Origin of the sequence: Klebsiella sp. GL120222-02 (genome assembly GCF_003097195.1) — a bacterium.
GTDB classification, from domain to species: Bacteria; Pseudomonadota; Gammaproteobacteria; order Enterobacterales; family Enterobacteriaceae; genus Klebsiella; species Klebsiella variicola.
The window spans coordinates 539,194-552,910 of the sequence record NZ_QEQO01000002.1 but is presented as its reverse complement, the minus strand read 5'-3'; the positions used below and the strand labels follow the sequence as shown (position 1 = coordinate 552,910).

General features: G+C 57.4%; 13 protein-coding genes and 1 tRNA gene. 5 read left to right on the top strand and 9 right to left on the bottom strand.

Annotation, left to right across the window (positions count from 1 at the left end; translation table 11 throughout):
- Positions 1–99: 99 nt before the first annotated feature.
- The 3 genes from N438_RS07900 to N438_RS07885 all read left to right on the top strand — a co-directional run bounded on the left by N438_RS07900 (position 100) and on the right by N438_RS07885 (position 2,907).
- Entirely contained in the window at positions 100–1,020 is a 921-nt protein-coding gene (locus tag N438_RS07900) for a Kdo(2)-lipid IV(A) acyltransferase (RefSeq protein ID WP_116696207.1), read from the top strand.
- 170 nt (positions 1,021–1,190) lie between these two features.
- Entirely contained in the window at positions 1,191–2,429 is a 1,239-nt protein-coding gene (mdtG, locus tag N438_RS07890) for a multidrug efflux MFS transporter MdtG (RefSeq protein WP_008805966.1), read from the top strand.
- A 91-nt stretch (positions 2,430–2,520) separates the two neighbouring features.
- Positions 2,521–2,907 (top strand): MysB family protein, encoded by a 387-nt coding sequence (locus N438_RS07885; RefSeq protein ID WP_012542251.1) that lies wholly within the window; start codon positions 2,521–2,523, stop codon positions 2,905–2,907.
- Here N438_RS07885 and N438_RS07880 read toward each other — a convergent pair whose 3' ends face one another.
- From N438_RS07880 to mdoG, 3 genes are all read right to left on the bottom strand, one after another.
- Positions 2,908–3,135, bottom strand: coding sequence for a YceK/YidQ family lipoprotein (locus tag N438_RS07880; RefSeq protein WP_008805964.1), 228 nt, complete (start codon positions 3,133–3,135; stop codon positions 2,908–2,910).
- A gap of 66 nt (positions 3,136–3,201) precedes the next feature.
- Complete coding sequence (gene mdoH, locus N438_RS07875) at positions 3,202–5,730, bottom strand: glucans biosynthesis glucosyltransferase MdoH (protein ID WP_008805963.1); 2,529 nt, start codon at positions 5,728–5,730, stop codon at positions 3,202–3,204.
- Positions 5,723–7,276: a glucans biosynthesis protein MdoG gene (gene mdoG, locus N438_RS07870; protein ID WP_012968580.1), complete on the bottom strand. Its 1,554-nt coding sequence runs from the start codon at positions 7,274–7,276 to the stop codon at positions 5,723–5,725. The genes mdoH and mdoG overlap by 8 nt, the downstream gene beginning before the upstream one ends.
- A gap of 251 nt (positions 7,277–7,527) precedes the next feature.
- Between mdoG and mdoC the strand changes: the two genes are divergently transcribed.
- A complete protein-coding gene (mdoC, locus tag N438_RS07860) occupies positions 7,528–8,688 on the top strand; it encodes a glucans biosynthesis protein MdoC (protein WP_012968581.1) in 1,161 nt (386 codons plus the stop codon).
- A 34-nt stretch (positions 8,689–8,722) separates the two neighbouring features.
- Here mdoC and N438_RS07855 read toward each other — a convergent pair whose 3' ends face one another.
- From N438_RS07855 to ghrA, 6 genes are all read right to left on the bottom strand, one after another.
- The gene (locus N438_RS07855) at positions 8,723–9,316 is read right to left on the bottom strand and encodes a TetR/AcrR family transcriptional regulator (RefSeq protein ID WP_012968582.1); all 594 of its coding nucleotides are present in this window, start codon (positions 9,314–9,316) and stop codon (positions 8,723–8,725) included.
- 66 nt (positions 9,317–9,382) lie between these two features.
- Complete coding sequence (ymdB, locus tag N438_RS07850; RefSeq protein WP_008805959.1) at positions 9,383–9,910, bottom strand: O-acetyl-ADP-ribose deacetylase; 528 nt, start codon at positions 9,908–9,910, stop codon at positions 9,383–9,385.
- Between the two features lie 152 nt (positions 9,911–10,062).
- On the bottom strand, positions 10,063–10,545 hold the full coding sequence (locus N438_RS07845; protein WP_016160611.1) for a DUF1097 domain-containing protein: 483 nt from the start codon (positions 10,543–10,545) through the stop codon (positions 10,063–10,065).
- A gap of 103 nt (positions 10,546–10,648) precedes the next feature.
- A complete protein-coding gene (locus N438_RS07840; RefSeq protein WP_008805957.1) occupies positions 10,649–11,203 on the bottom strand; it encodes a molecular chaperone in 555 nt (184 codons plus the stop codon).
- A gap of 22 nt (positions 11,204–11,225) precedes the next feature.
- Entirely contained in the window at positions 11,226–11,963 is a 738-nt protein-coding gene (locus N438_RS07835) for a phosphatase (RefSeq protein ID WP_008805956.1), read from the bottom strand.
- Between the two features lie 88 nt (positions 11,964–12,051).
- Positions 12,052–12,990, bottom strand: coding sequence for a glyoxylate/hydroxypyruvate reductase GhrA (gene ghrA, locus N438_RS07830; protein ID WP_008805955.1), 939 nt, complete (start codon positions 12,988–12,990; stop codon positions 12,052–12,054).
- A gap of 268 nt (positions 12,991–13,258) precedes the next feature.
- Here ghrA and N438_RS07825 point away from each other — a divergent pair.
- Positions 13,259–13,346, top strand: a tRNA-Ser gene (locus N438_RS07825).
- Positions 13,347–13,717: the final 371 nt, after the last annotated feature.

The window sequence follows — 13,717 nt, the reverse complement described above, 5'->3', positions numbered from 1 at the left end:
CGCGCCCCGCTTAACAAAACGAGCTGACTGTCGCCGCCTTTGGCTGGCCGGTAAAAAAATGCGATAATATAAGACGTTGCTCACTGATACGGGTATGAAATGACTCATTTGCCTAAATTTTCTCCGGCGCTGTTGCATCCGCGCTATTGGCTGCTGTGGCTGGGTATCGGCCTGCTGTGGCTGGTTGTCCAACTGCCCTATCCGCTGATTTACCGCCTGGGAAATGCCATCGGCCGGCTGGCCATGCGCTTTATGAAGCGTCGGGCGAAGATCGCCTATCGCAACCTTGAGCTCTGCTTCCCCGACAAAAGCGAGCAGGAACGTCACCGAATGGTGGTGATGAACTTTGAATCGGTGGGTATGGGACTGATGGAGACGGGGATGGCCTGGTTCTGGCCGGTTCGTCGTATCGCCCGCTGGACCGACACCATCGGCTTTGAGCATATCCGCGATGTGCAGGCGCAGCAGCGCGGCATTCTGCTAATCGGTATTCACTTCCTGACTCTCGAGATGGGCGCGCGGATGTTCGGCATGAACGAGCCGGGGATTGGCGTCTATCGCCCCAACGACAACCCGGTGATCGACTGGCTGCAGACCTGGGGTCGGCTACGATCCAATAAGGACATGATTGACCGTAAGGATCTGAAAGGGATGATCCGGGCGCTGAAAAAAGGCGACGTGGTCTGGTATGCGCCGGATCACGATTACGGTCCGACCGCCAGCGTCTTCGCCCCACTGTTCGCTGTCGACCAGGCGGCGACCACCTCCGGCACCTGGATGCTGGCGAAAATGTCCAAAGCCTGTATCGTCCCCTTCGTCCCGCGTCGCAAACAGGATGGTAAAGGTTATGAACTGATTATCCTGCCGCCAGAGTGTTCCCCGCCGCTGGACGACGCGGAAACCACGGCCGCCTGGATGAACAAGATTGTTGAGCAGTGCATCATGATGGCCCCGGAACAATATATGTGGCTCCACCGCCGCTTCAAAACCCGCCCCGAGGGCATGCCCTCCCGCTACTGATCCCTTTTCCCGGCCGCGCATGTGGCCGGGAATGCGCTTCTCGCTCATGCTTTAGGCTCTGCTTTAGCTTTAAAAGCTCTCCTCCATTGCGGCATTTATTTCCCAGGCGCATAATTAGCAGGCTCATATTTTCTCTTAATTTGACCTGCCGCGCAGGCCAGTGGAACCCTATGTCCTCTGCTGATACCCCTATTAACTGGAAACAAAATCTGACCGTGACCTGGCTCGGCTGCTTTTTAACGGGCGCCGCCTTCAGTCTGGTTATGCCCTTTCTGCCACTCTATGTCGAACAGCTCGGGGTCACCGGGCATAGCGCGCTGAACATGTGGTCCGGGCTGGTCTTTAGTATCACCTTCCTCTTCTCCGCCATTGCCTCACCGTTCTGGGGCGGTCTTGCTGACCGCAAAGGACGAAAAATTATGCTGCTGCGTTCCGCCCTCGGAATGTCCGTAGTGATGATGCTAATGGGGATGGCACAGAATATCTGGCAGTTTCTGCTGCTACGCGCACTGCTCGGCCTGCTGGGCGGCTTTATTCCCAACGCCAACGCCCTGATTGCCACCCAGATCCCGCGCCACAAAAGCGGCTGGGCGCTGGGCACGCTGTCAACCGGCGCGGTGAGCGGCGCCCTGCTCGGCCCGCTGGCGGGTGGCTTCCTGGCCGACCACTGGGGCCTGCGCACCGTCTTCTTTATGACCGCGGCGGTGCTGTTTATCTGCTTCCTGTTTACCCTGTTTTTAATCCGTGAAAATTTTGTGCCGATCGCCAAAAAAGAGATGCTCAGCGCCAGAGAGGTTTTCTCCTCGCTACAGAATCCCAAGCTGGTGCTCAGCCTGTTTGTGACCTCGCTGATCATCCAGGTGGCCACCGGCTCCATTGCGCCGATTCTGACGCTTTACGTGCGCGATCTCGCGGGCAACGTCAGTAACATCGCCTTTATTAGCGGGATGATCGCCTCGGTGCCGGGGATAGCCGCGCTGATGAGCGCCCCGCGGCTGGGCAGGCTCGGGGATCGTATCGGGCCGGAAAAGATCCTCATCGTTGCGCTAATTATCTCTGTGCTATTGCTGATCCCGATGTCGTTCGTTCAGACCCCACTGCAGCTGGGTATCCTGCGTTTCCTGCTCGGCGCGGCAGACGGGGCACTGCTGCCGGCGGTGCAAACCCTGCTGGTGTATAATTCCACCAGCCAGATCTCCGGGCGTATCTTTAGCTATAACCAGTCGTTCCGCGATATTGGCAACGTCACCGGCCCCCTGATAGGCGCCTCGGTGTCCGCCAACTACGGTTTCCGCGCGGTATTCCTGGTCACCGCGGGCGTGGTGCTCTTTAACGCCATTTATTCTACCCTCAGCCTGCGCCGACCTGCCGCGGAAGCCTCGCAGCCTGACCGCCATTCAGTAAATTAATGTCCAGAGGGGCCCAGCCCCTTGACGCTTTGGCTACCGCCTTCTATAGATTGAATCGTGTTCAATTCATATTCTTCTCAGGAGATTCGCTATGCCAAAGGATTCGATGTTCTATGCCACGCTCGAAGAAGCTATTGATGCAGCACGCGAAGAATTTCTCGCCAATAATCCTGACAGCGATGAAGAGAGCGCTAACGTTGAGCAGCTTAATATTCAAAAGTATGTGCTGCAGGATGGCGATATCGCCTGGCAGGCCGAATTTTTTGCTGACGAAGACGAACAAGGCGAATGTTTACCGATGCTCAGCGGCGAAGCTGCGCAGAGCGTTTTCGACGGGGATTATGATGAGATAGAGCTGCGCCAGGAGTGGCTGGAGGAAAATACCCTCCATGAGTGGGATGAAGGCGAATTCCAGCTCGAGCCCTCGCTGGACACCGAAGAGGGACAGACGGCGGCCGACGAGTGGGACGAGCGCTAATCAGTTATAGGGCCCGTGGCTGGCATCCAGCGGCAGCAGCAGCGTATCGAACACCAGCGAGAACGGCAGGTCCAGAACGGTGAGATAGCGCCATGCCGAGTCGCGAACGTCCCACTGCACGCCCGGGTAATATTGATTGCCATGCCCCTGCCCGGGCACCGTCCGGCTGATAATGCTGCCGCAGCCGCTCAGCAGCAGCGCCATGGCAATGATCGATAATATTCGCATTCACAACCTCGTGTTTCAGATAAAAAAATACCGGCATCGCTGCCGGTATTTTCCTTTACGTACGGCTTATTTCGTTTTCAGCGCCAGCGGGTTAAGCGCTAACTGCTGATAGGCGTTGACCCACGATGAATATTTCTCCGGCGCGGCCCAGACGCGATAGTGCAGACGCGACATGGTCACCGGGTCGCTCAACAGCACCAGTCGACGATCGCGGTTCAGCTTATCCGGCGTTTCGTTCAGCGCCTGCTCAACGTGGCGCTCGCGAGCGATCTCAAGGATATGACCATGACGGTGGCGCGCGGTGGCCATCGCCGTGGCGAGGGCGTTAAACGACGGATTGAATACCGCGTGCATAAAGCCATCGTCCAGTGAACGCTGACGGTTCAGCGTCAGGTACGCGTCGGTATCCTTGAGCACCTGCGGCGGCGAATACTCTTCCGGGATCAGGAACAGCTTCCAGCGCTTGGTGCGCAGGCCCACGGTCGCCCGGCTGGAGATCGCCGACACGAACGGCGACAGGATCAGCGAGACGACGATCGGCGCCAGCCAGAACAGGAAGCGCAGATCCAGCCATGCCATTCCGACTGCCCATACCAGCCCCAGCAGCAGCTGCGAGCCGTGACGCATAAAGGCTTCTCCCCACGGCGTGGAGTCATCATCACGCTGCGGCGAATTCCACACCACTTCCCAGCCGAGGAAGGCGCTGACCACGAAGACGGTGTGGAACAGCATGCGAACCGGCGCCAGCAGGACCGAGAACAGGACCTCCAGCAGCAGAGAAAGCGTGACGCGGATAAATCCGCCATACTCTTTCGGCCCTTTACACCACACCAGAATAATACTCAGCAGCTTCGGCAGGAACAGCAGCACCATGGTCGAAGCGAACAGCGCGATGGCCAGCTCTGGACGCCACTGCGGCCACACCGGGAACAGCTGACGCGGCTGCAGGAAGTACTGCGGCTCGGTCAGGGCATGCACCACCTGTAGCGCCGTCGACAGGGCAAGGAACATAAACCACAGCGGCGCCGACAGGTACGACATCACGCCGGTGAGGAACACCGCCCGGTGAACCGGGTGCATCCCTCTGACGAGGAACAGGCGGAAGTTCATCAGGTTGCCCTGACACCAGCGACGGTCGCGTTTCAGCTCGTCCAGCAGGTTCGGCGGCAGCTCCTCATAGGAGCCCGGCAGATCGTAGGCAATCCACACCCCCCAGCCGGCACGGCGCATTAGCGCGGCTTCGACGAAGTCGTGCGACAGAATCGACCCGGCAAAGTTACCCTCGCCCGGCAGCGGCGCCAGCGCGCAGTGCTCAATGAACGGCTTCACGCGGATAATGGCGTTGTGTCCCCAGTAGTGAGACTCCCCCAGCTGCCAGAAGTGCAGACCGGCCGTAAACAGCGGACCGTACACCCGGGTGGCAAACTGCTGGCAACGCGCATACAGCGTGTCCATGCCCGAAGCGCGCGGGGATGACTGGATGATCCCGGCGTTCGGGTTCGCTTCCATCAGGCGCACCAGGCTGCTCAGACACTCGCCGGTCATCACCGAGTCTGCGTCCAGCACCACCATATAGCTGTACTGGCTGCCCCAGCGGCGGCAGAAATCATCGATGTTGCCGCTCTTACGCTTCACGCGACGACGGCGACGACGATAGAAAATCTGCCCTTCGCCCTGCACTTCGGCAATCAGCTCCATCCACGCCTTTTGCTCAGCCACACAGATATCGGGGTTATAGCTGTCGCTGAGAATATAGACGTCGAAATGAGCGGCGTTACCGGTCGCTTTCACCGACTCCCAGGTCGCCCGCAACCCGGCGAAAACGCGGTCAACGTCTTCGTTACAGATCGGCATAATAAGCGCCGTACGGTGCGCCGGGTTCAACGGTTCGTCACCAACCGTCGAGGCGGAAATACTGTACTTGTCGCGGCCAATCAACAGCTGCAGAAAGCCCATTAACGCAGTCCAGAAGCCGGCGGAAACCCAGCAGAACAGCACCGCGAAGAGGATCAGAATGCCGCTCTGCAACACGTACGGCAGCAGCTGCATGAACGAGATCCACAGGTTCTGCCCCACCATGTCGGCCGGGTTGATCAGCGCCCAGCCCTGATAAGGCAGAATGGTTTTCATATACCAGGTGGCCACCACGGTCTGCGACAGCGTCAGCAGCAGCAGGATGTAGCGACGAATGGTGCCGACGGTACGCCATTTTTGCTCACTCTCGCGCTCTTCTTGCGTCAGGCGGGAGAGATAGCGCGGCGTGACATCGCGGCCGCGCAGACGATCCCAGAAGCGGCCGACCGGGTTAGTCCGCCACGGGTCCGGGATCATCGAGGAACGCCTGGCTTTCGGCATAGCATGCAGCTGGGTACGACCTTCGTCATCCTTCACCAGTTGATCGCCAGAAAGCGAATCCGGCCAGCTGTGCGCCAGACGCGCCTTCACCGACCCCAGCGGAGAGTCGTCTTCGCGAGCGAAGGTCTGATGTTCGTCATCCAGGGCCTGATGAACGGCCTGCAGGCTGGTGTCCGGCAGCGCCGATTTTTCGGCGTCCGACAGCGGCAATGCGTCAATGTACTTCGTTATCTTATTCATTGGCAGGCAGCTGATAGCTCCAGGTTTCGCTCAACGTGTCATCACCGTTAACCAGTGCGGCACGCATTTCCGTCGTTTTCTTCGGATCTTTGACCTTCAAACGCAGGATCATCCGCCAGCCTTTGGTCACTGGATTGTAACGCACGGTATTTTCAACGATTTCCGCGTTATCGCCGGTGCTCGCCTGAGCAGCGACCGGGGTATCCGCTGGCAGTTTCTTCATATCGGCGCCGGTGAAGTCGACAATGAAGGCAACCGTACCGTCCGGCTGACGGATCAGGTTCGACTGCTTCACGTCGCCGGTAGAGCGGCGGGTCTGCATAACGTAAGCGTTATCTGGCGCATGCAGCTTGTCTTCATCGCGGCTGAAGGTGATGGTGTATTTGAAGTTCATCTCCTTGCCCGGCTCCGGCAGCTGATCCGGCGTCCAGTAAGTCACGATGTTATCGTTCGTTTCATCGTTGGTCGGAATTTCAACCAGCTCGATTTTCCCTTTGCCCCAGTCCCCTTTCGGGGTGATCCAGGCGCTTGGACGCAGGTCATAACGATCGTCGAGATCCTCGAAGCGCGAGAACTGACGGCCGCGCTGCAGCAGGCCGAACCCTTGCGGGTTTTCCATCGCATAGCTGCTGACAGCCAGGTGTTTCGGATTGTTCAGCGGACGCCAGATCCACTCGCCGTTACCGGCCAGGATAGACAGACCATTGGAGTCGTGCAGCGCCGGACGATAGTTGAGCGTCGGAGAAGGCTGGTTGGAACCGAACAGGAACATGCTGGTCAGCGGCGCCACACCCAGTTTGCCGACTTTGTCACGCAGGTAAACTTTGGACTGGACGTCCACGACGGTGTCGCGTCCCGGCATGATGACAAAGCGATAGGCGCCGGTTGCCCGTGGGGAATCCAGCAGCGCATAGATAGTCAGACGCTTGTCAGTGGCTTTTGGACGTTCGATCCAGAACTCACGAAAACGCGGGAACTCTTCGCCGGACGGCAGCGCGGTATCGATAGCCAGACCACGCGCGGACAGACCGTAAACCTGACCCTGACCCAGCACGCGGAAGTAGCTGGCACCGAGCATGCTGACGATTTCATCGTTCTTATCTTTGCTGTTGATCGGATACAGTACTTTGAAGCCGGCGAAACCGAGGTCTTTCACCGTGTCTTTATCGTGCTGGACGTTACCAAAGTTGAAATAGTCCGGACTATATTTAATTTTGCGCACGCTGGTCGCCGTCACTTCATTGATGGTGACCGGCGTGTCGAAGTACATCCCCTGATGGTAAAATTCAAGCTTGAATGGGGTTTTCTGGTTATTCCAGTAAGCTTTATCGTGATTAAACTGAATTTGCTGGTAGTCCGCGTATTTCATGTCGCGGAAAGCGGAGGGCAGGTTACTCTTCGGCGCTTCATAGCCTTTCCCGGCTAACGTTTTGGCCTCTTTTGCAACGTCATCAATGCTAAACGCCCATGCAGATGAAGTACACAGGGACAACATTACGGCTGCGCTTAACCAACGCATTTTCATCATCTGTGGTTTATGTTTCATATAAGTAAGCACTTCCCCCTTTGTGTGCTTAAATCGATCCGATCTATTTTAATGGAAACTCAGGCAATCCGACAACATAATCCCTGCTTTGTTCAGCCTGGCGGCACAGGGAATAAACAGTTCGCTGTCCCGTTTGCACTTTGAGTGCTTATCCTGGAGACAGATACCCCGAGTTCATGTAGGGTTGCTGATAATGTAAGCGTTATCACCTTGAGTGATAAGACGAATTATCTGAGATTGTCGTGAATCGTATGAATAATACTCCGGTACAGCGTGAATATTTCTTCGACAGCATCCGCGCCTGGTTGATGCTGCTGGGGATCCCTTTCCACATTTCGCTGATTTATTCCAGCCACAGCTGGCATGTCAACAGCGCCGAACCCTCGTGGTGGTTGACGCTGTTTAATGACTTCATCCATGCCTTTCGCATGCAGGTCTTTTTCGTCATCTCCGGCTATTTCTCCTACATGCTGTTCCTGCGCTACCCGCTGAAAAAATGGTGGAAAGTGCGCGTTGAACGGGTCGGTATTCCGATGCTGACCGCCATCCCACTGCTGACGCTGCCGCAATTTATTATGCTGCAATACGTCAACGGCAAGGCGGAAAACTGGCATACCCTTTCGATGTACGACAAATTTAATACCCTGGCCTGGGAGCTCATTTCCCACCTGTGGTTTTTACTGGTTCTGGTGGTGCTGACCTCGCTGGGGGTGGTGCTGTTTAAATGGCTGACGCGCCGTCCGGCTGGCCACGGCCTCGCCTTCAGTGACACTGTCACCATGGGCCAGCTGACGATGATTTTCCTCGCGCTGGGGGTCTTTTATGCGCTGATCCGCCGGTCCTTGTTCCTGCTCTATCCGCCCCTGCTGAGCAATGGTCTGTTTAACTTTGTGGTGATGCAGACGCTGTTCTATCTGCCCTTCTTTGTGCTGGGCGCGCAGACCTTTATTAACCCACGCTTAAAGACCATGTTCACCACTCCATCGCCGTGGTGCTGCGCCGCAGCGCTGCTCGGGTTTATCGCCTATCGACTGAATCAGCAGTATGGGTCCGGCGACGGCTGGATGTATGAAACCGAATCGGTGATTACTATGGTGTTGGGGCTGTGGATGGTCAATGTGGTCTTTTCGCTCGGCCATCGACTGCTGAACTTCCAGTCAGCGCGCGTGACCTATTTCGTCAATGCCTCGCTGTTTATTTACCTGGTGCACCACCCGCTGACGCTACTGTACGGGGCGTGGATCACCCCGGCCATCAAGTCCAATACCTTAGGCTTTATTGTCGGGCTGGTTTTTGTGGTGGGTATCGCGCTGATCCTGTATGAAATTCATCTGCGCATTCCGCTGCTGCGTTTCCTGTTCTCCGGTAAACCGATGAACAAACCGGCCAAAACCCCGGCTTCGGCCAGCTAATTTGCCGCGGGTGCGGCACGCCAGGCGTGTCGCATTACGCCTGCTCGTCAAAAAGCCGGTCGAAAATCATATTATACAGAGCTTCTAAATCTGCCTTATCGACCGGGGTCGAGGCGCTCAGCTCACAGCGATAGGCGGCCCCCTCGGTCAGAACGGCGATGAGCTCTGATGCGGCATTGCGTCGCGCATCGCTGAGCCCGGGATGGTAGCGCTGCGACAGACGCCCTCCTTCCTCTTTCAAACGCCGATCGGCCTGCACCAGGATCTCGCGCAAGCGTGGGTTACGCGAGGCTTCGGCGTTGATCTCCATCAGCAGATAATTGTCGCTTTTGGTGGCTGCCGACGTCGGGATCCTGCCGGCCAGCACCGCCGCTTTGCGCGCCAGATTGTGGTTCTCATCGATCATCTCCCCGACCCTGGCGTGGACGATTTCGCTGACAATCGCTTCGATGATCGCCTCTTTGCTGGCAAAAATACGATACAGCTGACCAACGCTCAGGCCCGCCTCGCGGGCAATATCGGCAACGGAAGCGCCATGCAGCCCCTTTTCAGCAAAACACCTTTGCGCAGCGGCAACGATCTCTGCGCGGCGCGCCTGCTGCTTCTGCTGTACTTTTCCTTCTGACACCCTGCTCCCTCCTGCTATCCATCTTTCCCGTCAATACCGGCGGTTATCATAGCCTATTCTGCTGGATCAGGGGTATGACGCCAGCAGGCGGCGATAGATAGCCGCCGTTTCCTCATCAAAACAGACGAACAGGACGCGCTCAAGGGGGTTATAGCGAGTGAGAAACGCGGTGACGGTGCGCACGGCGATCTCCGCCGCTTCCTCTTTTGGATAGCCATACACGCCGGTGCTGATCGCCGGAAACGCAATGGAGCGATAGTTGTTTGCCGCGGCCAGCTGCAGACTGTTTTTGTAAGCATCCGCCAGGGTTTGCGCTTCCATGCGGTCGCCGCCGTGCCAGACCGGGCCCACGGTGTGGATCACCGCGCTGGCGGGAAGATCGCCCGCAATAGTGATCACCGCGTGACCGGGAGGACATTCGCCCTGCTGCTGCAATACCTGTTTGCAAGCCGCCAGCAGCGCCGGGCCGGCCGCCCGGTGGATCGCGCCATCTACCCCGCCGCCGCCCAGCAGCGAGGGGTTTGCCGCATTAACAATCACATCGACTTCAAGCGTCGTAATATCGCCGAGAATTACCTCAGGTTGAACAGCCATTTCTCCTCCTGTCGGCATAGCGCGTGGATACGGCTTTCTGCCGATACTAGGGCATTCCCGCCCCCGGGAGCAAGATTATCCCTCAGCCCTGGCGACGGGAAGCTAAAAAAAACAGGACCCTAAGGGTCCTGTTGAGTCTGCTGTTTCGCCAGTCAGGCGTTGTCATTAGCGAACAATTTATGTTTGCCCGCGCGGGCCGCCAGCCACAGGCCACTATTCTTCATGGCATAGCCAAAAACCAGACCCAACGCCAGGGAGGGCACCACCAGGCGCCAGTCGCCGTCTGCCGCAAAAGTCGCGCAGGCGCCGATAAAGGTGCCCGGTACAAACGACAGCAATGTCTGTCGCGCCTGAATGCACATCAGGAAGGCGACGATACCGGTCATCATATAGCTGAGGATCTGCAGCTGCGGGGCCAGTGCGCTACCGTGGATAATCACTAATGCCCAGACCACGCCGCTCATTACCGTGCACGAGGAGATGGCCAGACCTTTCAGACCGCCCTGCGGGCAGGCGAAATAGGCCGTACAGCCGAGGAAACCGGCCCAGCTCAGCAGGCCGAGAGCGACCGCCACCCATCCCCAAATTCCGGAGAGAATGCCCGTCGTTAATGCGATTGCGAAGAGTATGTTCATGGCGCGTATCCTAGCAGATACGCGCCGGAAGAATGAGATCTAAAACACAGTATATGAATGAACCTAATTTCAGTTGCATTCAAATAGTGATTAAAATCACATATTATTGCTCATCTTCTTCCTGAAGCTCGTCCCACATCGCGGCGATGGCGTCGCGGGTCAATGGCGCCATGGTGCGCCAGAATGGCGTGTGCGCATGGGCTTCGACTTTGCCCAGCATCGTCCCGCACCATGGCAGGATATAGTCAGCAAACAGGAGCTCCAGCGTCTCGCTCTGGTCTTCTGTAGCATGATCCTCCAGCCAGGAGGCGGCCAACAGCAGCGATCCGAGATGATCCGCCGGACCTTCCCCTGTCGGGATACCGTGTTCGCTCATAAAAGCCCGTACTTCTGCTTCCGAGGAACCCTCCACCCACGCGCTACGGTACGGCGGCACGCTGCAGGCTTCACCGACGAACAGCGCATTATAGTCCGTCGCCAGGGACTGCATCTCACAGCTTTTCTGCAGACGCGCCAGCAGTTCATCCTGCTCAAGCGGCCAGCTGGCAGCCAGTTTGCCCTCACGGATCAGGGTAAACAGCGGCACCAGCAGCGGGTCCTGCGGTTGACGGTAATACAGCGAACCCAGCACGCGGCAGAGGATTGAAAACTCGTTCATTCAGTTATTCCAGTTATACAAATTAAAGGTCAGCAAATTCCGGGATCGCCGGCATGCCCCGCGACTCGAGGAAGTTGAGCAGGCGACGCGGAGAAACGTTGAGGATCCTCTCCTCCGGGAAATCGACCGCATCAAGGATCTTGCGGCATTCGGTAAATTCCCCGAGGGTAAAGGCAGTGTGAGAGTCAGAGCCCAGCGCCACCCATCCCCCGGCATCACGCACCGCCGCTGCGATAGCTCGACAGTTATCTTCACTGCCCACGCGCGATGAAATAAAAGAGGAGTTATTAATCTCCAGCGCCACCTGATAGCGGGCCGCCGCTTCGGCAATGGCCGGGATATCCACCGGGAATTTCGGATTACCCGGATGGCTAATCATATGCACCTTACCGCTGGCCATCGCGGCAATCATCGCCTGCGTATGGGTGTCTCGATCCTGCGGCGGGAACACCGGCTCATGGAATCCGGCAATGATCAGATCAAGCGAGGTTAACATCGGCCCGGAGCAGTCGATCTCACCTTCGATATTTTTAATATTCGACTCAATACCGCGCAGGATCCCCACCCCGTCTACCAGGCGAGGCCAGATGCGCATATTAACGAAGTGCCAGTAGTGCGGGGCATCCGCCATATCCGGGCCATGGTCGGTGATGGCGAAGAGTTTGATCCCTTTACGCTTTGCTTCCGCAATATAATCGTGCAGGGTGCTGTAGGCGTGGGTGCTGGCGACGGTATGCATGTGCAGGTCAACGGGATACATCACATTCTCCTCTTCTGTTTGCCGCAAGAATAGCAGGAAACCGGGCTATTGATTAGCAAAAACCCCGCCGTGGCGGGGTTCTCTCGTCTTAATAACCGCGCTGGCGGTCAACCTGACCGCTTACCGGTTCCCCTCGCTCAAGCCGGCTAATGGTCTCCGCAATGTAGGTGATAGCTTCCATTGGACGGGTCACTGCCGCCACATGGGGGGTCATGGCCACCCGCGGATGTGCCCATAGCGGGCTCTCCTGCGGCAGCGGTTCGCGACTGAAGACATCGAGCATCGCCCCTTTGAGCTTACCGCTGTTCAGCGCCGCCAGCAGATCCTCTTCAACGACATGCACGCCGCGAGCAAGGTTGAGGACATAGCTCTCATCCGGCAACTGCGCCAGCAGCGTTTGGTTAATAATACCGGCGGTTTCGGCGGTATTCGGCAGCAGGTTGATCAGCACGCGAGTGCCCTGCAGGAATTCGCCCAGTTCGGCCTGACCGGCGAAGCTCTGGACTTGTGGCCAGGATTTGCGGCTACGGCTCCAGACGCGAAGCGGGAACCCCCAGGGTTGCAGACTTTCCGCAACCTTCGCCCCCAACACGCCGGCGCCCATAATCCCGACGGTGAATTCGTCGGCGCGATACTCGGGCAGCGGCTGCCAGCGGGAAGCCAGCTTCAGCGCCTGATAGTCATCAAAGCGGCGGAACCAGTGCAGCACCTGGCTCACGGCATACTCCTGCATCTGCCGTCCCATACCGGTATCTTCGAGGCGAAACAGCGGGATCGACAGCGGCAGCATATCCGGATGGTCACGCAGCTTGCTGAGAATAGAATCTACCCCCGCCCCGAGGGCAAACACGGCCTTCAGCGCCCGGCCCTGCAGCATCTCTACCGGCGGATGCCAGACCAGGGCATAGTCCGCCGGCTGGTTGTCACCCGCTTTCCACTCGCGCACCCGCGCCCCGGGTAACTGTTTTTCCAGCTCACGGATCCAGAATGGGGTATCAAAGGTCTGATGGTAAAAAATAATCTCCATAGGGGCTCCTGATAGCAGACGCCTTTGGCCGATTGACGCTGGCGTCTTATTTTACTCATTGTTTTCTATTGGTTTGCCAGCATAACAAATTTCCCCCGAGCGAAAAGGGAAAAGGCACTGGCGACAAAAAAAACGGATTTCGCACGTTTAAGGAGCAAGTTGCTCGAAGTTTGTCTAAACGCGCTTTTTTTGCAAAAAGTTGATTGACGGGCGATACGTATTTCCCTACATTAGCGCCCGTTCCCGACAACAACGGGAAAGACAATATGGTGAGGTGTCCGAGTGGCTGAAGGAGCACGCCTGGAAAGTGTGTATACGGCAACGTATCGGGGGTTCGAATCCCCCCCTCACCGCCATATTTTAAGAAGAGCTCGTACGCAAGTACGGGCTTTTTTTTCGCATGTGGCACTCACCAGGGGGATGAGAACCCCCGACCGGGGTTCGACAACTGGCGCAGCCAGTTGGACAGACCGCGAGCCCGCGAGCGGGCTGCCCCGCAGGGGCGAGCGAAGCGAGTCAATCCCCCCCTCACCGCCATATTTTAAGAAGAGCTCGTACGCAAGTACGGGCTTTTTTTTTTCGCATGTGGCACTCACCAGGGGGATGAGAACCCCCGACCGGGGTTCGACAACTGACCACAGACATTACGCAGTATTGTCAAAGCCAGACTCTTCTTCACACGATTAACAGCGCAGCGAAGATGTTCGCCAACACTATCCCCTCTTCC